The sequence below is a fragment of the Pseudomonas sp. Z8(2022) genome, assembly GCF_025837155.1.
In the GTDB taxonomy this organism is placed as follows: Bacteria; Pseudomonadota; Gammaproteobacteria; order Pseudomonadales; family Pseudomonadaceae; genus Aquipseudomonas.
This window is the reverse complement of the sequence record NZ_CP107549.1, coordinates 1,743,518-1,762,728: the sequence shown is the minus strand read 5'-3', so window position 1 is coordinate 1,762,728 and position 19,211 is coordinate 1,743,518. Positions and strand designations below refer to the sequence as shown.

Annotated in this window: 16 protein-coding genes; 10 read left to right on the top strand and 6 right to left on the bottom strand. The window is 63.4% G+C overall.

What is annotated here, in order from left to right:
- The first annotated feature begins 50 nt into the window (after positions 1-50).
- Complete coding sequence (locus OEG79_RS08370) at positions 51-1,043, top strand: alpha/beta hydrolase (RefSeq protein ID WP_264148308.1); 993 nt, start codon at positions 51-53, stop codon at positions 1,041-1,043.
- Between the two features lie 38 nt (positions 1,044-1,081).
- Positions 1,082-1,894 (top strand): hypothetical protein, encoded by an 813-nt coding sequence (locus tag OEG79_RS08365; RefSeq protein WP_264148307.1) that lies wholly within the window; start codon positions 1,082-1,084, stop codon positions 1,892-1,894.
- A gap of 175 nt (positions 1,895-2,069) precedes the next feature.
- On the opposite strand, the gene prmB is transcribed toward OEG79_RS08365, so the two are convergent.
- Together prmB and OEG79_RS08355 are read right to left on the bottom strand one after the other, a co-directional pair.
- The gene (gene prmB, locus OEG79_RS08360) at positions 2,070-2,990 is read right to left on the bottom strand and encodes a 50S ribosomal protein L3 N(5)-glutamine methyltransferase (RefSeq protein ID WP_264148306.1); all 921 of its coding nucleotides are present in this window, start codon (positions 2,988-2,990) and stop codon (positions 2,070-2,072) included.
- 77 nt (positions 2,991-3,067) lie between these two features.
- Positions 3,068-3,196, bottom strand: a complete 129-nt coding sequence (locus OEG79_RS08355) for a hypothetical protein (protein WP_264148305.1) — start codon at positions 3,194-3,196, stop codon at positions 3,068-3,070.
- A gap of 155 nt (positions 3,197-3,351) precedes the next feature.
- Here OEG79_RS08355 and OEG79_RS08350 point away from each other — a divergent pair, with 155 nt between their 5' ends.
- The 5 genes from OEG79_RS08350 to OEG79_RS08330 all read left to right on the top strand — a co-directional run bounded on the left by OEG79_RS08350 (position 3,352) and on the right by OEG79_RS08330 (position 6,084).
- Positions 3,352-3,948, top strand: a complete 597-nt coding sequence (locus OEG79_RS08350) for a cysteine hydrolase family protein (RefSeq protein WP_264148304.1) — start codon at positions 3,352-3,354, stop codon at positions 3,946-3,948.
- 82 nt (positions 3,949-4,030) lie between these two features.
- Entirely contained in the window at positions 4,031-4,351 is a 321-nt protein-coding gene (locus OEG79_RS08345) for a hypothetical protein (RefSeq protein ID WP_264148303.1), read from the top strand.
- A 110-nt stretch (positions 4,352-4,461) separates the two neighbouring features.
- Positions 4,462-5,019: a Smr/MutS family protein gene (locus OEG79_RS08340; RefSeq protein ID WP_264148302.1), complete on the top strand. Its 558-nt coding sequence runs from the start codon at positions 4,462-4,464 to the stop codon at positions 5,017-5,019.
- 85 nt (positions 5,020-5,104) lie between these two features.
- Complete coding sequence (gene folE / locus OEG79_RS08335) at positions 5,105-5,650, top strand: GTP cyclohydrolase I FolE (protein WP_013715062.1); 546 nt, start codon at positions 5,105-5,107, stop codon at positions 5,648-5,650.
- Positions 5,651-5,715: 65 nt separating this feature from the next.
- The gene (locus tag OEG79_RS08330; protein WP_264148301.1) at positions 5,716-6,084 is read left to right on the top strand and encodes a glutaredoxin family protein; all 369 of its coding nucleotides are present in this window, start codon (positions 5,716-5,718) and stop codon (positions 6,082-6,084) included.
- Positions 6,085-6,249: 165 nt separating this feature from the next.
- Here OEG79_RS08330 and ligA read toward each other — a convergent pair whose 3' ends face one another.
- The 4 genes from ligA to OEG79_RS08310 form a co-directional block, all read right to left on the bottom strand.
- Positions 6,250-8,610, bottom strand: a complete 2,361-nt coding sequence (gene ligA, locus OEG79_RS08325) for an NAD-dependent DNA ligase LigA (protein WP_264148300.1) — start codon at positions 8,608-8,610, stop codon at positions 6,250-6,252.
- Positions 8,611-8,671: 61 nt separating this feature from the next.
- Positions 8,672-9,496, bottom strand: coding sequence for a cell division protein ZipA (zipA, locus tag OEG79_RS08320; RefSeq protein WP_264148299.1), 825 nt, complete (start codon positions 9,494-9,496; stop codon positions 8,672-8,674).
- A 214-nt stretch (positions 9,497-9,710) separates the two neighbouring features.
- On the bottom strand, positions 9,711-13,199 hold the full coding sequence (gene smc, locus OEG79_RS08315) for a chromosome segregation protein SMC (RefSeq protein WP_264148298.1): 3,489 nt from the start codon (positions 13,197-13,199) through the stop codon (positions 9,711-9,713).
- A gap of 6 nt (positions 13,200-13,205) precedes the next feature.
- A complete protein-coding gene (locus OEG79_RS08310; protein WP_264148297.1) occupies positions 13,206-13,865 on the bottom strand; it encodes a GntR family transcriptional regulator in 660 nt (219 codons plus the stop codon).
- Positions 13,866-14,196: 331 nt separating this feature from the next.
- Here OEG79_RS08310 and xdhA point away from each other — a divergent pair, with 331 nt between their 5' ends.
- From xdhA to xdhC, 3 genes are all read left to right on the top strand, one after another.
- On the top strand, positions 14,197-15,636 hold the full coding sequence (gene xdhA, locus OEG79_RS08305; protein ID WP_264148296.1) for a xanthine dehydrogenase small subunit: 1,440 nt from the start codon (positions 14,197-14,199) through the stop codon (positions 15,634-15,636).
- A 62-nt stretch (positions 15,637-15,698) separates the two neighbouring features.
- Positions 15,699-18,095: a xanthine dehydrogenase molybdopterin binding subunit gene (gene xdhB / locus OEG79_RS08300; protein WP_264148295.1), complete on the top strand. Its 2,397-nt coding sequence runs from the start codon at positions 15,699-15,701 to the stop codon at positions 18,093-18,095.
- Between the two features lie 238 nt (positions 18,096-18,333).
- Complete coding sequence (gene xdhC, locus OEG79_RS08295) at positions 18,334-19,164, top strand: xanthine dehydrogenase accessory protein XdhC (RefSeq protein ID WP_264148294.1); 831 nt, start codon at positions 18,334-18,336, stop codon at positions 19,162-19,164.
- Positions 19,165-19,211 lie beyond the last annotated feature (47 nt).

Below are 19,211 nucleotides of genomic sequence, written 5' to 3'. Positions count from 1 at the left end.
TGCCACCTAGTTGCAGTTCACCCCGAACCTTGTCCGGCCGAACGCGTCCAATGCCAGTCTGCCACTACCCTACCCCCATCATGCTGCGAGCCCTGCTTTTGTCCCTCACTCTGATTACCGGCCTGGCCCAGGCCAGCACTACCCGGCAACTGCCCCTCAGCCTCGATACCGATCAGGGCACCCTGCATGGCAGCCTGCTGGTACCGCAAAGCGACCAGCCGCTGCCGGTGGCGCTGTTGATCGCCGGCTCCGGCCCCACCGACCGCGACGGCAACAACCCCGAGGGCGGCCATAACGATGCATTGAAGAAGCTGGCCCAGGTCCTGGCGCGCAACGGCATCGCCAGCCTGCGCTACGACAAACGCGGCGTGGCCGCCAGCCGCGCTGCAACGCCGGATGAAAAGGACCTCAGCATCGAACGCTATGTGGCCGATACCGAAGGCTGGGCCAGGCTGCTCAGGGATGACCCGCGTTTCGATCGGCTGATTCTCATCGGTCACAGCGAGGGCGCGCTGGTCGCCAGCCTGGCCGCGCCCGGTAGCCAGGCCGATGCGCTGGTTTCGATTGCCGGTCCCGCCTATCCCATCGGCCAGGTACTGGACATGCAACTGGCCATGCGCCTGCCAGCGCCGCTCCTGGCCGAAAGCCGGCACATCCTCGCCAACCTGATTCGCGGCAAGCTGCAGCCCGAGGTCCCCGAGGAATTACAGGTGGTATACCGCCCCAGCGTACAGCCCTATCTGATCAGTCTGCTGCGCCAGAATCCGGCGGAGAACTTTGCCGCCCTGCAGATTCCCGCACTGATCGTGCAGGGCAGCCACGATGCCCAGGTCAGCCCGGACAATGCCGAACTGCTCAAGCAGGCCAAGCCCGAAGCCGAACTGGCGCTGATTCCCGGCATGAATCACGTCATGCGCATCACCCCGGCCCCCTGGAACGAACAGGTGGCGTCCTACGACGATCCACAGCTACCCTTGGCCCGTGCGCTGGGCGAGCGAATCGTCGCCTTTATTCACTCCAGTGCTGAGAAAAACGGCCGATAACGCATCGAAAGCCGCCAAAAAAAGTACACAGGACGTCCATGAGCGAGAACCCAGCCCCGCAGCCGCCAGCCACCGAAGCCGAAGCCGAAGCCGAAGCACAGACCGGCGAAACACCTGCGGCACCGCACCCCTGGACCGAGCTGCCAGCCGAGCAGTTCAGCCTGCTGCGCCTGGCGCCTTTACCCGTTGACCGTGAAACCGGACCGAGACCGCTAAGGTTCGTCCAGCTTAGTCGGGTGGAACGGCATGCCAAGGACATGAGCATGCTGCGCCTGACCATTCAGGTGCCAGGGCAGCGCATGCATCGTCAGCATAATCTGCTGGAAGTCTGGGCAGACCATCAACGCAAGGAGGTTCGCTTCGGCCCGGACAAGGGGCTGAGCGTGGACCCTGCCAACCGAGGCCTGGGACGTTTTCTCATGGCACAGGGCATTGCCTGGGCCCGCAAGCAGTACGCGCACTATCAGGTCGAAGGCGGGGCGCTGCCAACCAAGGACAATTTCAACGAAACCGTTCGCGCACGCCGTGATCACGCGCTGAAGGCGCAGGGCTTCACCATCGAGTACAGCGACCCGTTGCAGCTCAAGCCCTTCTACAGCGCACCACGAGTCAGCTCGCTGCATGGTGACTGGAATGCCGAGAAGGTGCAGGTCGTCGAGTTGCTGGATGCCGCTGCCATGCTGCAGCAGGCCGACCAGACGCTGCAGGAGCAGGACGTCAAGCTACGTAAACTGGAAGACCGGGTTGACCGCCTGAAACGCGAAGACAGCGGCCTGCGCTTCACCATCACCTGCCTGGTGGCATTCAGCCTGTTTCAGGCGGGGCTGCTGATTTGGATCGCCACACGCTGAGAGCCTATTTACGATCATCTGCGCGTTGGCGCTACTGCGTTGAAAACAAGCTCGAAATGCTCATGTACAAAAGTACACTCCGCTTTCTCGCTTGCTTTTGCCTTGTATCGCTCTAGCTCGAAAGATCGTAAACAGCCTCTACTGACGGCCTACACGACCTAACGGCACCGGCGAATCAACCGTTAATACGCGAACGAAACAGCTGCTGATGCTCGCGACATTGTTTGGCTGCCAGCAGGAATACACCGTGCCCGCCGCGCTGGAAGTCCAGCCAGGTGAAGTCCACTTCCGGGTACAGCGCCTCGACGTGTACCTGGCTGTTACCCACTTCGACGATCAGCACGCCATGCTCGGTCAGGTGATCGGCCGCTTCGGCCAGCATGCGCCGCACCAGGTCCAGACCGTCATTGCCGCAGGCCAGACCCATCGCAGGCTCATGCTGGTATTCGGCCGGCATATCCGCGAAATCCTCGGCGTCGACATAAGGCGGGTTGGAGACGATCAGATCGAAACGCTGCCCCGGCAATTCGGCAAAACCATCGCCTTGCACGCAGTAGACGCGCTCCTCCAGGCCATGACGCTCGATATTGAGGTTGGCAACCTCCAGTGCATCGAACGACAGGTCGGCCAATACCACTTCCGCCTCGGGAAACTCATAGGCGCAAGCGATACCGATACAGCCGGAACCGGTGCACAGATCGAGAATGCGTGCAGGCTCGCCAGGCAGCCAGGGTGAGAAGTGCCGGTCGATCAGCTCGGCGATCGGCGAACGCGGCACCAGCACACGCTCGTCGACCACAAACGGCAGGCCGCAGAACCAGGCCTCACCGAGCAGGTAGGCGGTCGGCACACGCTCTTCGATGCGGCGCTTGAGCAACGCCTGCAGATGAGCGTGTTCGTCGTCCTCGAGACGACAATCGAGATAGGCATCGGACATTTCCCAGGGCAGATGCAACGCCCCGAGCACCAGCTGACGCGCCTCGTCCCAGGCGTTGTCGGTGCCATGACCGAAAAACAGCTGCTCGGCCTGAAAACGGCTGACGGCCCAACGGATGTAATCACGCAAGGTGCGTAAACGGGTAGAGAGAGCGGTCAAGGGCAGCCTCCGTATGAAAAGTGCGGGAGTTTAGCCCAGCGCGGGTAGCCAGCGCATGAACGACGGTTGACGAGCGCTCATGAACCATTGGATTTCTTGCGCGATGCGTCCTCATCGGGACGCCGCAGCTCGCGCAGCACCGCGACGGACACGGCGATGGAGAACAAAAGCCAGAAATGCGGGGACAACTGCGAAAAAAGTGACATGGCACCTCCTTTTGCATACGACCCCGACTCCTTCAGGGCAGTTCCGATTCTGCTCCCGCACAATGCCCTGAGCAAGCATAGGCGCAGATAGAGGTTCACAGACCGCTCTGGCCAGCGGACAATGGCACATCATCACCATCAGCCAGGAGCCCGAGATGTCCCTTCCGCAAACCATGTTCCAGCTCACCGGTCGTGGCCACGCACCGGCCAGCCTGAGCAATGCGACTTTGCTGATCATCGATGCCCAGGAGGAGTACCGCAGCGGCGTACTGGCACTTCCCGGCCTGGATCCGGCACTGGCGGAGATCGCCAGTTTGCTGGCCGCAGCCCGTGCTGCCGGCACCAGCATCGTTCACGTCAAGCACCTTGGCATACCTGGCGGCCTGCTCGATCCCAGCGGTCCGCGCGGCCGTCATCTGCCGGAAGCTGCACCTCTGGCCGGCGAAATCGTGGTGGAGAAACGCCTGCCCAATGCCTTCGCCGGCACCGAGCTGCATGATCGTTTGCAGGCACAGGGCCATCTCGATCTGATCGTCTGCGGTTTCATGACTCACTCCAGCGTCAGCACCACCGTACGCGCGGCCAAGGACTACGGATATCGTTGCACCCTGGTCGACACCGCCTGTGCCACGCGCGACCTGCCCGCACCGGATGGCAGCGTGATCCCCGCCGCCGAGGTCCACCGCATCGAGATGATCGCTCTGGGCGACAACTTCGCCACCCTGGTACCGACCGCCAAGTCGCTGGTGTGAAACCTGTCGCAGGTCTCGCCAACCCTACGGAACCCTGACAGAAGCAGTCGGTCATACCGCCGATAACCCAAAGGAAATCGGAATGAAGCTGTCCGACGATTTCGACGCACGCCGTCTGCGCCCGCGCCAGCCTAAACACTGGCGCCTGCGCATCGGTGCCGGGCTGGGCGCGCTGCTGGCCGCCTTCGGTATTCTCCTGTCGATGGCCGGAGTCGCCTCGCTAGCGGGTCGTGCACCAGTGCTGGGCACGCTCAACGACTCCACTGGCGAGGCCATCGTCCTGCTGCTGCTCGGCCTGTTCCTGCTATGGGCCGGCATCGCCTTCTGGCGCCGCTGCCGCAGGCGCCTGCGCCGCCCCAGCGATCTGAGCCTGTCGCCTTCACTGATGAAAAAGCGCGACTGATCGACAGAGAACGCCAGCATAAGGCGCACGACTCTCCGCTCAACGTCGCGCAATGGTGGCCCAGAGGCAGGCTAGGCCATAAAATACGCGCCTGTTTCGTGGAGCCTCCGATGCAAGACGACGACCTGTCCCTGTTTCAGGCCGAGCTACGCGGCGTAAAACCGCTCAAGCACGACCGCGCCGACACCGGCAAACCCAAACCCGATCGCAAGCAGTTCAACACCCTGCGTCAGGCTGCGACCACCAGCCAGGGCGAAATCAAGGTGGATGGTCTGTCCGATCAGTTCGTCATCGACGTCGGTGCCGAGGATGCCCTGTACTGGGCCGCCAACGGCATGCAGGAAGGGCAGATGCGCAAGCTCAAGCTCGGCCAGATCCCCTTCGATGGCAGCCTCGACCTGCACGGCATGAGCGTCGAAAAGGCGCGCGATACGCTGTGGGAGTTTCTCGCCGAAGCCACCAGGCTGGAAGTTCGCTGCGTGCGCGTCACCCATGGCAAGGCGGTACGCATGGACGGGCGCAAGCCGATGATCAAGAGCCACGTCAACACCTGGCTGCGCCAGCACCCGCAGGTACTGGGCTTCAGCTCGTGCCTGGCCAAACACGGTGGTACCGGCGCGGTGTACATCATTCTCAAGCGCACCATGATGGATGGTCGCGACGAGTAACCAGACGCGCGCTGACGCCCGCTACTCTTGTCAGGCCCATAATGGCGCCCTACTCTGCGCCCTTCGATACCCAACAGGATTTTCCATGTCCCTGGAACAACACTACACCGCCATCCTCGGCCAGCTCGGCGAAGACGTTTCCCGCGAAGGTCTGCTGGACACGCCCAAGCGCGCTGCCAAAGCCATGCAGTACCTTTGCCGCGGCTACCAGCAGACACTGGAAGAAGTCACCAACGGCGCGCTGTTCAGCAGCGACAACAGCGAGATGGTGCTGGTCAAGAACATCGAGCTGTACTCGCTGTGCGAGCATCACCTGCTGCCCTTCATCGGCAAGGCCCATGTTGCCTACATCCCCAATGGCAAGGTACTGGGCCTGTCCAAGGTCGCGCGCATCGTCGACATGTATGCCCGCCGCCTGCAGATTCAGGAAAACCTCAGCCGGCAGATCGCCGAAGCGGTCGAGCAGGTCACCGGCGCCCTGGGTGTGGCGGTGGTCATCGAAGCGCAGCACATGTGCATGATGATGCGCGGCGTGGAGAAGCAGAACTCCTCCATGGTCACCTCGGTGATGCTCGGCGAATTCCGCACCAACCCGGCAACCCGCGGCGAATTCCTCAATCTGGTCCGCTGATCCCTCTCAAGACGACGGCCGCTCACTTCGGTGAACGGCCGTCGGCATTTCAGGAGTAAGAGAAGATGTTGCTCAAAGCCCTTCGTATAGGCCTGGGCCAGCTCGTCGTGTTCGCCGACTGGATCAGCCGCCCGCGCAAGCTCAAGCGCAGCCCCGAGGCGCAGGCCGAGGTCGAGCGAGCCACGGCCGCTCTGGCGTTGTACCAGTTCCACGCCTGCCCGTTCTGCGTCAAGGTTCGGCGCACCCTGCACCGTCTCAACCTGCCGGTACAGCTGCGCGATGCCAGGAACGACGCTGAGCATCGCCAGGCTCTGGAGCAGCATGGTGGCCGCATCAAGGTGCCGTGCCTGCGTATTGAGGAAAACGGCCAGAGTACTTGGCTGTACGAGTCCAAGGCGATCATCACCTATCTGGATCAGCGCTTCGCCGGCTGAGGATCGGAGGGGCTGCGGGGGCCGCGCGCACCGGGTATCAACGCCCAGATCGTAGCCCCGATCCTATCCGCAACGCCCTTTCGCGGCTGAAGCCGCGCCTACCCGGTTTGGCGTGTTCTCGCCTTGGCGTGTTCTCGCCTTGGCGTGCAGGAGCGGCTCTGCTCGCTACGCCTCGATTCCGTAGCTTTTGAGCAGGTCGAGGAACTGCGCTTCATCCAGCACCCTGACCCCCAGCTCGCTGGCCTTGGCCAGCTTCGAGCCGGCCCCCGGACCGGCCACTACGCAGTGGGTCTTGGCCGAAACCGAACCGGCCACCTTGGCCCCCAGGCTTTCCAGCTTGCCCTTGGCCACATCACGGCTCATCACCTCAAGGGTGCCGGTCAGCACCCAGGTCTGACCGGCCAGTGGCAGACCCTCGGCCACCTTCTTCTCACATTCCCAGTGCATGCCGAACTCAAGCAGCTGCTGTTCGATGGCACGCGCAAGCTGGGCATTGCCCGCGTTGTCGAAGAACTCGCGTACAGCCCTGGCCTGCTTCTCCGGCAGGGCCTGGCGCATGTCCAGCCAGTCGCCGCCGAGCACGCCCTCCAGGCTGCCGAATCGCTCCGCCAGCTTCTGCGCAGCGCCCGGCCCAACGCTGGGGATGTTCAACTTGTCGAGCATGCCGCCAAGCGTGGCGACGGCCGAGAACTCGGCGCTCAGCTCGCCCTCTTCCTGCAGTTCGAGGCCGCACTCGCCGAGCAGGGTACTGATCACCTGCTGGTTGTGTTCATCCTCGAAAAAGCTGTGGATCTCGTGCGCGACTTCCAGACCGATGTCCGGCAGATAGGTCAGCACCTGCGGCAATGCCTTGCGTACACGCTCCAGCGAGGCCAGGGAACGCGCCAGCACCTTGGCGGTTTCCTCACCCACATCGGGGATGCCGAGGGCGTAGATGAAGCGCGCCAGGGTCGGTCGCTTGCTGGCCTCGATGGCTGCCAGCAGCTTGTTGCTGGAAACCTCGGCGAAGCCTTCCAGGCCGATGATCTGCTCGAAGGTCAGCTTGTACAGGTCGGCTGGCGAGGCGATCAGCTTCTCGTCCACCAGTTGCTCGATGGTCTTGTCGCCGAGGCCCTCGATGTCCATTGCGCGGCGCGAAACGAAGTGAATGATCGCCTGCTTGAGCTGCGCCTGGCAGCTCAGGCGTCCGACGCAGCGATATACCGAACCTTCGCTGACCGACTCCTTGCCCTTGCTGCGCTTGACCAGCTGCGTGCGCTCCACCGCCGAGCCGCATACCGGGCAATGTTCGGGGATATGCACCGGACGCGCGTTATCCGGGCGACGCTCGGGTACCACGGCCATCACCTGCGGAATCACGTCACCAGCCCGGCGGATGATCACCGTGTCACCGATCATCACGCCCAGGCGCGCTACTTCATCCATATTGTGCAGGGTGGCATTGGCCACCATCACGCCCGCCACCTTGACCGGGTTCAGACGCGCCACGGGCGTGACGGCGCCGGTACGGCCGACCTGGAACTCCACGTCCAGCAGCTCGGTGAGTTCTTCCTGCGCGGGAAACTTGTGGGCGATGGCCCAGTGCGGCGTACGTGCACGAAAACCCAGCTGCTGCTGGTCTTCGATATTGTTGACCTTGAACACCACACCATCGATGTCATATGCCAGGCTCATGCGCCGCTCACCGATATCACGGTAGTAGGCCAGGCACTCCTCCACGCCCTTGGCCAACTTCAGTTCACGGCTGATCGGTACGCCCCAGGCCTTGAGCTGCTGCAGCATCGCCACCTGGGTGCCCGGCAGCTCGCCACTGACCTGACCGACGCCGTAGCAGCAGAACTCCAGCGGACGGCTGGCGGTGATCTTCGGGTCGAGCTGACGCAGGCTGCCGGCAGCCGCGTTGCGCGGGTTGGCGAAGGTCTTGCCGCCAATCTCGGCCTGGCGTGCGTTGAGCTCCTCGAAGCCGGCCTTGGGCATGAACACCTCACCGCGCACTTCCAGTACCTGCGGCCAGCCCTCGCCCTGCAGCTTGAGCGGCACGTTACGGATGGTGCGCACGTTGCTGGTGATGTCCTCGCCCGTGCTGCCGTCGCCGCGGGTAGCGCCGCGCACCAGCTGGCCGTTCTCGTAGCGCAGGCTGACGGCCAGGCCATCGAGCTTGGGTTCGCAGCTGTATTCGATTTCGGCACCGCCGCCGAACAGATCACCACCCGACACGCCGAGGCCATTCTGCACGCTGCGGTCGAAGGCGCGCAGATCGTCCTCCTCGAAGGCATTGCCCAGACTGAGCATCGGCACTTCATGACGCACCTCGCCGAAGGCGCTGAGAGCTTCACCGCCAACGCGCTGGGTCGGCGACTCGGGCGTGACCAGTTCCGGATGCTCGGCCTCCAGCGCCTGCAGCTCACGGAACAGTCGGTCGTACTCGGCGTCGGGCACGCTCGGTTCGTCCAGTACGTAGTAACGGTAGTTGTGCGCATCCAGTTCGTTGCGCAATTCGGAAATACGTTGGGCGGCGTCGGTCATGCTCGGGTCTCTCAAACGAAAAGAGCAGCCTTGGCTGCTCTCTTTTGACTTCGTGTACGGGTCAGCGTTTCTGTGTCAGTTGCCGGCGCTCGAATTCGACGATGCGCTGGCGGTAATGTTCGATGGTCTGCGCGGTCATCACGCTGCGCTGGTCATCCTTCAGCTCGCCGCCCAGCTCATGGGCCAGCTTGCGTGCGGCAGCGACCATGACGTCGAAAGCCTGCTTGGGATGACGCGGGCCGGGCAGGCTGAGGAAGAAGCTCACCGCGCGGGTGCTGAAGCCTTCGATGTCGTCCAGGTCGAAGGTGCCGGGCTTGAGCGCGTTGGCCATGGAGAACAGCACTTCGCCGTTGCCGGCCATGCTTTCATGGCGGTGGAAGATGTCCATCTCGCCGAAACGCAGGCCGCTTTCGAGGATGTTCTGCAACAGCGCCGGCCCCTTGAAGCCGAAATCGTCACGGGCGACCACGTTGATCACCAGCACCTCTTCCACCGGAGCGGCATCAGCGGCTGGTTTGGCAGGTTTCTTCGCGTCCTTCGGCTCGACTTCATCGACCGGGTTGAGCAGGGTCGGTACAGGCTCGTCGACCGCCAGGTTGAGGTCGCCCTGCTGCGGCTCGTTACGCGGGCGGCGCGGCAGGTCCTTGGCGCTCATCGACGGCAGGTCGTCTTCATCCAGTTGCGGCTCGTTGTCGCGATTGACCACACGCGGCGGGCTGAGCAGATCCGGATCGCTGTCGTCGTCCGGCATGTTGGCGAAGCTGCGGTCGAGCTTGAACTTGAGCTTGCCCTTGCCACCGCGCATACGGCGCCAGCCGTCGAAAAGAATGCCAGCGATAACGATGATGCCAATAACGATCAGCCACTCGCGCAGACCGAATTCCATGAAATACCTGACCCTTAATAATTCTGGTGAAAAAAAGATCCAATCAACCGGATCACAACTCGACTATAAAACGCGGCGACAACCTGATGTTCTAGCTGACGTTTTTCCGCGTGTAACAAAAGTGGGCAATAAGCTAGCACGACGAAAGGCAACTTTACACCGGGAGCAACATAAGGTTGCGCGTATATTCAGTTGATCTCTCGGCGCTCTGTCATCACGCATCCACCATCGCCAACGCCTCCTCGACATCCACGGCCACCAGTCGCGAGCAGCCCGGCTCGTGCATGGTGACCCCCATCAGTTGATCGGCCATTTCCATGGCGATCTTGTTGTGGGTGATATAGATGAACTGCACCGTCGCCGACATCTCCTTGACCAGCCGCGCATAGCGTCCGACGTTGGCATCGTCGAGTGGTGCATCCACTTCGTCCAACATGCAGAACGGCGCCGGATTGAGCTGGAAGATGGAAAACACCAGTGCCAGGGCAGTCAATGCCTTCTCTCCACCGGAGAGCAAATGAATGGTGCTGTTCTTCTTGCCCGGGGGCCGCGCCATGATGGTTACACCGGTATCGAGTAGATCTTCGCCGGTGAGTTCCAAATAAGCGTTGCCGCCACCGAAAACTTTTGGAAAGAGTGCCTGCAAACCGCCATTGATCTGATCGAAGGTGTCCTTGAAACGATTGCGCGTTTCCTTGTCGATCTTGCGAATGACGTTCTCCAGGGTTTCCAGCGCCTCGACCAGGTCGGCGTCCTGCGCGTCGAGATAACGTTTGCGCTCGGACTGCTGCTGATACTCGTCGATGGCCGCCAGGTTGATCGGCCCGAGACGGGCGATACGCGCGGCCATGCGCTCCAGTTCTTCCTCCCAGGCGCTTTCCGTGGCCTCGGCCGGGAGCGTGGCGATCACCCCGTGCAGGTCGTAGTTGTCCTCGGCAAGCTGATCGGCCAGGGCCTTGCGCCGCACGTTGAGCGACTGCCAGTCCATGCGCTGCTGTTCCAGCTGGCTGCGCAGCATCTGCGCCTGCTGCTCGGCCTGGGTGCGGCGCTTCTCGGCATCACGCAGTTCGCGGTCGGCATCTTCCAGCGCCAGACGCGCCAGACGCAGCTCCTCGTCCACCGCCATGCGCCGTTCGAGCAGTTCCTCAAGTTTGATGCGCAGCTCCTCCAGCGGCGCCTCGCCCTCTTCCAGGTTCAGCGACAACTGCTCGCGCCGCTCGTGCAGGCGTTCGGCCTGCATTTCCAGGCGCTCCAGCGCCTGGCGGGTGGAGTCGTGCTGGGCCTTGAGCGAGCCGACGCGCACCGCCAGCTGGTGGGCGTGATCCTTGTGCTGACGGGCTTCCTGACGCACGCGATCGAGGCGCTCGCGCAGATCGTCGCGACTGGCCAGCAGGCTTTCGCGCTGCTCATTGTCCAGGGCCATGGCGTCCAATGCGTCCTGCAGTTGCAGACGCGCTTCGCCCAGTTGCTCCTGCTCGATCTCGCGCTGCTCGGCCGCCTCCTGCAGTTCATCCTGCAGACGACGACGGCGCAGGCCCAACTGCTCGGCCCTGGCCTGGCTGGCGGACAACTTTGCCTTCAACTCACTCAGTTGCCGCGCCAGTTCCTGGCCCTGACGGCGCTGCTGCTCACGCTGCTCTTCCTGAACACGTTGTTCGTCGCGCAGCCCCAGCAGGCGCTCGTCCAGTTGCGTCAGGGCCGCTTCGCGCTCCTCGCGCTCCAGCTGCAGACGCTCCAGCTCCTGACCACGGGCCAGCACGCCACTTTCGGACTCGGCGGCACGACGCACGCGCAGGAAATGCCGGCCGACCCAGTAACCGTCGCGACTGATCAGGCTCTCGCCCTCGGCCAGTTGCGCACGCGCAGCCAGCGCCTGCTCCAGCGATTCCACCGGGCGTACCGCAGCCAGCCAGGGCGACAGGTCATGGTTCGACTCGACCTTGTCCAATAGGCTGCCGGCGCGACGGGCACCACCCGAAGCCGGGCTGGCCAGACGCAGCTCGCCCTGCTCCAGCGCAGAGAAATCCAGACCGGCGAAATCATCCAGCAGCACGGCCTGCAGATCGGCGCCAAGTACGGTTTCCACAGCCAGTTCCCAGCCCGGCTCGACGCGCAGCCCTTCGGCCAGGCGCGGACGCTGCAGCAGGTTCTGCTCGCGCAGCCACTCGCCGGCGCCCTGCCCCGGATCCAGCGCAGCCTGTTGCAGCGCCTCCAGCGACGCCAGACGGCCATTCAGCCGCTGCAGTTCGCCTTGCGCCTGCTGCTGGGCCTGACCGGCTTGTTGCATCTCTTCGCGCAGTTGCTGCAGTCGCTCGGCCTGCTGCTCTTCGGCCAACTGCAGCGCTTCATGTTCCAGCTCGCCGGCGGCCAGCTGCTCGTTCAATTCGAGAATGGCGGCGTCTTCCGGGTCGGCCGCCAGTTGCTGCAATTCTTCGTTCAGACGGCGCTGGCGTTCGGCCAGACGCTCCAGACTCTGCTCCAGCTGGGCGATGCGCGACTGCTGCACCTCGGCCTGGCGGCGCGGTTCGGCGCTGCGCTGGTTGAATCCGTCCCACTGCTCCTGCCAGCCATGCATGGCGGCTTCGGCTTCTTCCAGACTGGCCGCAGACTCTTCGGCGGCAGCGGCCGTCATTTCCTGCTCGGGCAGGAGCATTTCCAGCTCTTCGCCCAGGGTGGCCAGCAGGGTGCGGTCATGGCCAAGGTGCGATTCGGTTTCCAGACGCGCCTTTTCCGCCTCGCGCAAATCGTCCTGCAACTGACGCAGACGCTGCTGGCCGTGCTGGATGCTCTGCTCGACGCGGGCGATATCGCCACCGACCGAATAGAAGCGCCCCTGCACCTGATTGAAACGCTCGCTCAATTCGTGATGGCCGTCGCGCAGGCGCTCGATGGCGGCATCGGCGCTGCGCTGCTCGGCCACCAGGGCCTCGAAAGCCACTTCCTGATCGCCGATGACCTGTTCGCGGCTGCCGACCTGCTGGTTGAGGGTCTGCCAGCGCAGGGCCAGCAGCTGCGCCTTGAGCTGCCGCTCCTCGGCCTTGTATTCCTGATACTTCTCCGCTGCCTGGGCCTGGCGGTGCAGGCGTTCGAGCTGGCGTTCCAGCTCCTCGCGCAGGTCGGTCAGACGCGCCAGGTTTTCCTGGGTGCGGCGGATGCGGTTCTCGGTCTCGCGGCGGCGCTCCTTGTACTTGGAGATGCCGGCGGCTTCCTCGATGAAGTTGCGCAGCTCCTCGGGCTTGGCCTCGATCAGTTTGCTGATCATGCCCTGCTCGATGATCGAGTAACTGCGCGGGCCCAGACCGGTGCCGAGGAAGATGTCGGTGATGTCGCGGCGACGGCACTTGGTGCCGTTAAGGAAATAGGTGTTCTGCCCGTCGCGGGTGACCCGGCGGCGGATGGAAATCTCGGCGAAGGCGGCGTACTCGCCCACCAGCGAGTTGTCGCTGTTGTCGAAGATCAGTTCGATGGAGGCCTGGGTCACCGGCTTGCGCGTGTTGGAGCCGTTGAAGATGACGTCAGTCATCGACTCGCCGCGCAGGTTCTTCGCCGAACTCTCGCCCATCACCCAGCGTACGGCGTCGATGATGTTGGACTTGCCGCAGCCGTTGGGCCCGACCACCGCCGCCATGTTGCTGGGAAAGCTCACCGTCGTCGGGTCGACGAAGGACTTGAAGCCCGCCAGTTTTATGCTTTTCAGGCGCATCTGGATTCAGCGCTCGGCCAGGGTCGCCAGCACCAGCTGGCAGTTGTGATCGCCATACGCCTGCAGCACCTCGCGTGCTCGCACCGGGTCGCGGCTGATGATCGCCTGCAGCAGATTGGCGAAGGTGTTCATGAACTGGCCCATCTCGCCTTTGCGCCGCTCCAGCGCCAGGTGGTAGGTACGGCTGATGGCCGGCAGCAGGTTCTCCAGGGTTTCCTGCAGATAGGGGTTGTCGGCGAAGGGAAAGGCTGCTCGCATCACGTCGAAGCTGAGTTCGACGAAGGTGTCGATATCGCCACGCTCGAGGCTGTCCTGCAGCCGGCGCTGAATGTCGAGGAAGGGAGCCAGATCGGTTTCCACCTGCCAGCGCTCGATTACCGCGCGGGCCAGCATGATGTAAAGCTCGATGGTCAGGGCATAAAGGCTGGTGACGTGGTGTGCAGTCAGCTCGCTGACGTGGGCGCCACGGCGCGGCAGGATCACGATCAGATGGCGACGTTCAAGAATCAGAAGCGCTTCGCGTACCGAGCCTCGGCTGACATTAAGCGCCTGGGTGACCTTCTGCTCCTGGATGCGCTCACGTTCCTTGAGCTCACCGCGAATGATGCGTTCGGCCAGGTAACGGGCAATTTGCTCGGCGAGGCTGTCCGGGGCCTTGAACGTCATGACATTCCTTATGTGCGTCGATCCAGGGGCAGGCAGTCGAGTCTGAGAGCCCCGCCAGGTCTGGGCGGAGGCTGGAAAAACAGGGCATGAGTGTAACACAGGGCATGACCGGGCCAAGCGTCCCGGTGCTGTGGTTTACAGAGCAAGGACCCTGGGCGTTTCATAACCAATTTGCATGAAAACATGCTGACCACGGGGTCAAATATTTGTTGACCCAAAAGTCAGAAAACCCTAGATTGCCTCCATAGCCAATCACGCCCGGGCCTTGCAACGCGTGCGCATTACCCGGCGAGCCACCGATTCATAACAATAAAGTGCCTGGAGGTCGTCCTTGATCCAGTTTTTACTCAACCGGGAGCTGCGCACAGAGCACGCCCTGGACCCCAACGTCACCGTGCTCAACTACCTGCGTGAGCATGTCGGCAAAACCGGAACCAAGGAAGGCTGCGCCTCCGGCGACTGCGGTGCCTGCACCGTGGTGGTGGGCGAGCTCGATGGCGAGCGCGTGCGCTACCGCACCCTCAATTCCTGCCTGACCTTCGTTTCCAGCCTGCATGGCAAGCAGCTGATCACCGTCGAAGACCTCAAGCACCAGGGCAAGCTGCACAGCGTGCAGCAGGCGATGGTCGACTGCCACGGCTCGCAGTGCGGCTTCTGCACCCCCGGCTTCATCATGTCGCTGTTCGCCCTGCAGAAGAACTCCAGCGGCTTCGACAAGGGCGCGACGATGGAAGCTCTGGCCGGCAACCTGTGCCGCTGCACCGGCTATCGACCGATCATCGACGCAGCCGAACAGGCCTGCTGCCAGAAGCAGCCGGATCAGTTCGACGCCTTCGAAACTGACACCGTGGCCAAGCTCAAGTCCATCGCCCCGCGCGAGACGGCCGAGCTCAACAGTGGTGACAAGCGCTGCCTGGTGCCGCTGACCGTGGCCGACCTGGCCGATCTCTACACCGCCAACCCAGAAGCGCGCCTGCTCGCCGGCGGCACCGACCTGGCGCTGGAAGTCACCCAGTTCCATCGCGAGCTGCCGGTAATGATCTATGTCGGCCACATCGAGGACATGAAACGCATCGAAGTGACCGACGAGGCCATCGAGATCGGTGCTGCCGCGGCCCTGTCCGACTGCTACGAAGCGCTGTCGCACGAATACCCGGACTTCGGCGAGCTGCTGCACCGCTTTGCCTCCCTGCAAATCCGCAACCAGGGCACCCTGGGCGGCAACATCGGCAACGCCTCGCCCATCGGCGACGCCCCACCGCTGCTGATCGCCCTCGGCGCGCAGATCGCCCTGCGTCAGGGCAACACGCGGCGCATTCTGCCGTTGCAGGACTACTTCCTCGACTACAAGGTGACCGCCTGCCAGGAAGCCGAATTCATCGAGAAGATCATCGTGCCGCGCAAGCAGGCCAACCAGGCGTTCCGCGCCTACAAGGTTTCCAAGCGTCTGGACGACGACATTTCCGCCGTCTGCGCGGCCTTCAACCTGACCATCGAAGACGGCGTGGTGCGCGATGCGCGCATCGCCTTCGGTGGCATGGCCGCCATCCCCAAACGTGCCAGCGCCTGCGAGGCGGCTCTGGTCGGCTCGGCCTGGTATCCGGGTGTGATCGAACGCGCCTGCGACGCGCTGGGTGAAGACTTCACCCCGCTGTCGGATTTCCGCGCCAGCAAGGAATACCGCCTGCTCACTGCCCAGAACCTGCTGCGCAAGTTCTTCCTGGAGCAGCAGTCGCCCGAGGTCGAAACCCGGGTTACCGCCTACGCATAAGCGTGCAGTGAATTGATACGCCGCCGGCCCGCCCGGCGGCTTGCGAAGTTTTGGAGGCGAAGATGTCCAGTCATATCGAACACAAATCCCAGGAAGAGCTGGCCGAACTGTTCCGCGCCGGCATGACCACCGGCGTCGGCCGCAGCGTCAAGCACGAGAGCGCGGACAAGCACGTGTCCGGCGAGGCTGTCTATGTCGACGACCGCCTGGAATTCCCCAACCAGCTGCATGTCTACGCGCGCCAGTCGGATCGCGCCCACGCGCGCATCCTGCGCATCGATACCAGCCCCTGCTACCAGTTCCCCGGCGTGGCCATCGCCATCACCAAGGATGACGTGCCGGGCCAGCTGGACATCGGCCCGGTGGTCGCAGGCGACCCGCTGCTGGCCGATGGCAAGGTGGAGTATGTCGGCCAGGTGGTGCTGGCAGTCGCCGCCGACAGCCTGGAGACCGCACGCAAGGCGGCCATGGCCGCGATCGTCGAATACGAGGACCTGGAGCCGGTGCTCGACGTGGTCGAGGCTTACCGCAAGAAACACTTCGTGCTCGACAGCCACACCCACCGCATCGGTGACTCGGCCAGCAAGCTGGCCAGCGCCCCGCGTCGCCTGCAGGGCACCCTGCATATCGGTGGCCAGGAGCACTTCTACCTGGAAACCCAGATTTCCTCGGTGATGCCCACCGAAGATGGCGGCATGCTGGTCTACACCTCGACACAGAACCCCACCGAGGTGCAGAAGCTGGTCGCCGAGGTGCTCGGCGTGCCGATGAACAAGATCGTCATCGACATGCGCCGCATGGGCGGCGGCTTCGGCGGCAAGGAAACCCAGGCCGCCGGCCCGGCCTGTCTGTGCGCGGTGATCGCGCACCTCACCGGTCGGCCGACCAAGATGCGTCTGCCGCGCATGGAAGACATGAGCATGACCGGCAAGCGTCACCCCTTCTATGTCGAATACGACGTGGGCTTCGATGACGATGGCCTGCTGCACGGTATCGAGATGGACCTGGCCGGCAACTGCGGCTACTCGCCGGACCTGTCCGGCTCCATCGTCGACCGCGCCATGTTCCACTCGGACAACGCCTACTTCCTCGGCAACGCCACCATCAACGGCCATCGTTGCAAGACCAACACAGCCTCGAACACCGCCTACCGCGGCTTCGGCGGCCCGCAGGGCATGGTCGCCATCGAGGAAGTGATGGATGCGGTCGCGCGCAGTCTGGGCAAGGACCCGCTGGAGGTGCGCAAGCTCAACTACTACGGCAAGACCGAGCGTAACGTCACTCACTACCACCAGACCGTCGAGCACAACGTCATCCACGAGATGACCGCCGAGCTCGAGGAAAGCGCCGAGTACGCCAAGCGTCGCCGCGAAATCGTCGAGTTCAACCAGAAAAGCCCGGTGCTGAAGAAAGGCCTGGCCATGACCCCGGTGAAGTTCGGCATCAGTTTCACCGCCACCTTCCTCAACCAGGCCGGCGCGCTGATCCACATCTACACCGACGGTTCGATCCACCTGAACCACGGTGGCACCGAGATGGGCCAGGGCCTCAACACCAAGGTCGCGCAGGTCGTGGCTGAAGTGTTCCAGGTGGACATCTCGCGCATCCAGATCACTGCCACCAACACCGACAAGGTGCCCAACACCTCGCCCACCGCGGCCTCCAGCGGCGCTGACCTCAACGGCATGGCAGCCAAGAACGCGGCCGAAACCATCAAGCAGCGTCTGGTGGACTTCCTGGTGCGCGAATACCGGGTCACCCCGGAGGACGTGGAGTTCCGCAACGGCCAGGTGCGCGTGCGCGATCACTTCCTGTCGTTCGAAGAGATGATCCAGAAGGCCTATTTCGGTCAGGTCTCGCTGTCTTCTACCGGTTTCTACCGCACGCCGAAGATTTTCTATGACCGGGACCAAGCGCGCGGCCGCCCCTTCTACTACTACGCCTACGGCGTGGCCTGCGTGGAAGTGCTGGTGGATACCCTGACCGGCGAATACCGCATGCTGCGCGCCGACATCCTGCATGACGTGGGCGACTCGCTGAACCCGGCCATCGACATCGGCCAGGTCGAGGGTGCCTTCGTTCAGGGCATGGGCTGGCTGACCACCGAGGAGTTGGTGTGGAACGCCAAGGGCAAGCTGATGACCAACGGCCCGGCCAGCTACAAGATTCCGGCCATTGCCGACATGCCCATCGACCTGCGGGTGAAGCTGGTGGAAAACCGCAAGAATCCGGAAGACACCGTGTTCCACTCCAAGGCCGTCGGCGAGCCGCCGTTCATGCTCGGCATCGCGGCCTGGTGCGCCCTCAAGGATGCGGTGGCCAGCCTGGCCGACTACAAGGTACAGCCGCAGATCGACGCCCCGGCCACCCCTGAACGCGTGCTCTGGGGTGTGGAGCAGATGCGCAAGCTGAAAGCACAGAGCAAGGCAGCCAACGCTGTCGAGGTCGAGCCGGCCTGACCTAGCGCAGCCTCAGGCTGCCGTGGGAGGGGCTTTAGCCGCGACTGTCGCCGCTGAAGCGCCTCCCACAGACCTGCTAAGGCGAACAAATGATGAATGGGTGTACAACAATGACAAAACACACCGAGCCGAATAACCCGCCCGCACGCCCGACGCCGGTACCGATTCTCGATCCGTCGCCAAGTAACTGGCGCCTGCCGCGCCCGGGCCAGACCACGCCTTCCTGGAGGCTGAGCAAATGAGCTGGATCAGCGCCCTCGCCGACCTGCAGCAAAAAGGAGAGCCCTGCGTTCTGGTGACCATCATCGAGGAACGCGGCTCGACGCCGCGCAATTCCGGCTCGAAGATGGTGGTCACCGCGGAACGCATCTTCGAGACCATCGGCGGCGGCCACCTGGAATACAAGGCCATGGAAATGGCCCGCGAGATGCTCGCCAGCCGCTGCCAGGACACCCGCCTGGAGCGCTTCTCCCTCGGTGCCAGCCTCGGCCAGTGCTGCGGCGGCGCCACCGTGCTGCTGTTCGAGCCGATGGGTCAGCCACAGGCGCAGATCGCCGTGTTCGGCGCCGGCCACGTCGGCCGCGCGCTGGTGCCGTTGCTCGCCAGCCTGCCGTGTAAGGTGTGCTGGATCGACTCACGGGAGAACGAGTTTCCCGAGCACATCCCGGCCGGCGTGGAGAAGATCGTCAATGACGAAGTCGTCGACGAGGTGGAGAACATGCCGCCCGGCAGTTACTACATCGTCATGACCCATAACCACCAGCTCGACCTGGAGCTGACCGCAGCAATCCTCAAACGCGGTGATTTCGCCTACTACGGCCTGATCGGCTCGAAGACCAAGCGCGTCAAGTTCGAACACCGCCTGCGCGAGCGCGGCTTCGAAGAATCGCTGATGGCACGCATGCGCTGCCCCATGGGCCTGGCCGAAGTAAAAGGCAAGCTTCCGGTGGAAATTGCGGTGTCCATCGCCGGCGAGGTGATCGCCACCTACAACGCCAGCTTTGGGCAGGACGTGAAGAAAGGCGAATCCAGCGTCGCCAGGCTTTTGCCGGCCTCGCGCCGGTCCTGATCCGGGCCTCCACTGCCGGGGGCGCCGCGCGCCCCGCCCTATTTTTT

Excerpts from the sequence above, each read along its gene's own strand:
- OEG79_RS08370 (WP_264148308.1), top strand. The coding sequence starts at position 51 with ATGCCAGTCTGCCACTACCCTACCCCCATCATGCTGCGAGCCCTGCTT.
- OEG79_RS08365 (WP_264148307.1), top strand. The coding sequence starts at position 1,082 with ATGAGCGAGAACCCAGCCCCGCAGCCGCCAGCCACCGAAGCCGAAGCC.
- OEG79_RS08355 (WP_264148305.1), bottom strand. The coding sequence starts at position 3,196 with ATGTCACTTTTTTCGCAGTTGTCCCCGCATTTCTGGCTTTTGTTCTCC.
- OEG79_RS08350 (WP_264148304.1), top strand. The coding sequence starts at position 3,352 with ATGTCCCTTCCGCAAACCATGTTCCAGCTCACCGGTCGTGGCCACGCA.
- OEG79_RS08345 (WP_264148303.1), top strand. The coding sequence starts at position 4,031 with ATGAAGCTGTCCGACGATTTCGACGCACGCCGTCTGCGCCCGCGCCAG.
- OEG79_RS08340 (WP_264148302.1), top strand. The coding sequence starts at position 4,462 with ATGCAAGACGACGACCTGTCCCTGTTTCAGGCCGAGCTACGCGGCGTA.
- folE (WP_013715062.1), top strand. The coding sequence starts at position 5,105 with ATGTCCCTGGAACAACACTACACCGCCATCCTCGGCCAGCTCGGCGAA.
- OEG79_RS08330 (WP_264148301.1), top strand. The coding sequence starts at position 5,716 with ATGTTGCTCAAAGCCCTTCGTATAGGCCTGGGCCAGCTCGTCGTGTTC.
- ligA (WP_264148300.1), bottom strand. The coding sequence starts at position 8,610 with ATGACCGACGCCGCCCAACGTATTTCCGAATTGCGCAACGAACTGGAT.
- zipA (WP_264148299.1), bottom strand. The coding sequence starts at position 9,496 with ATGGAATTCGGTCTGCGCGAGTGGCTGATCGTTATTGGCATCATCGTT.
- smc (WP_264148298.1), bottom strand. The coding sequence starts at position 13,199 with ATGCGCCTGAAAAGCATAAAACTGGCGGGCTTCAAGTCCTTCGTCGAC.
- OEG79_RS08310 (WP_264148297.1), bottom strand. The coding sequence starts at position 13,865 with ATGACGTTCAAGGCCCCGGACAGCCTCGCCGAGCAAATTGCCCGTTAC.
- xdhB (WP_264148295.1), top strand. The coding sequence starts at position 15,699 with ATGTCCAGTCATATCGAACACAAATCCCAGGAAGAGCTGGCCGAACTG.
- xdhC (WP_264148294.1), top strand. The coding sequence starts at position 18,334 with ATGAGCTGGATCAGCGCCCTCGCCGACCTGCAGCAAAAAGGAGAGCCC.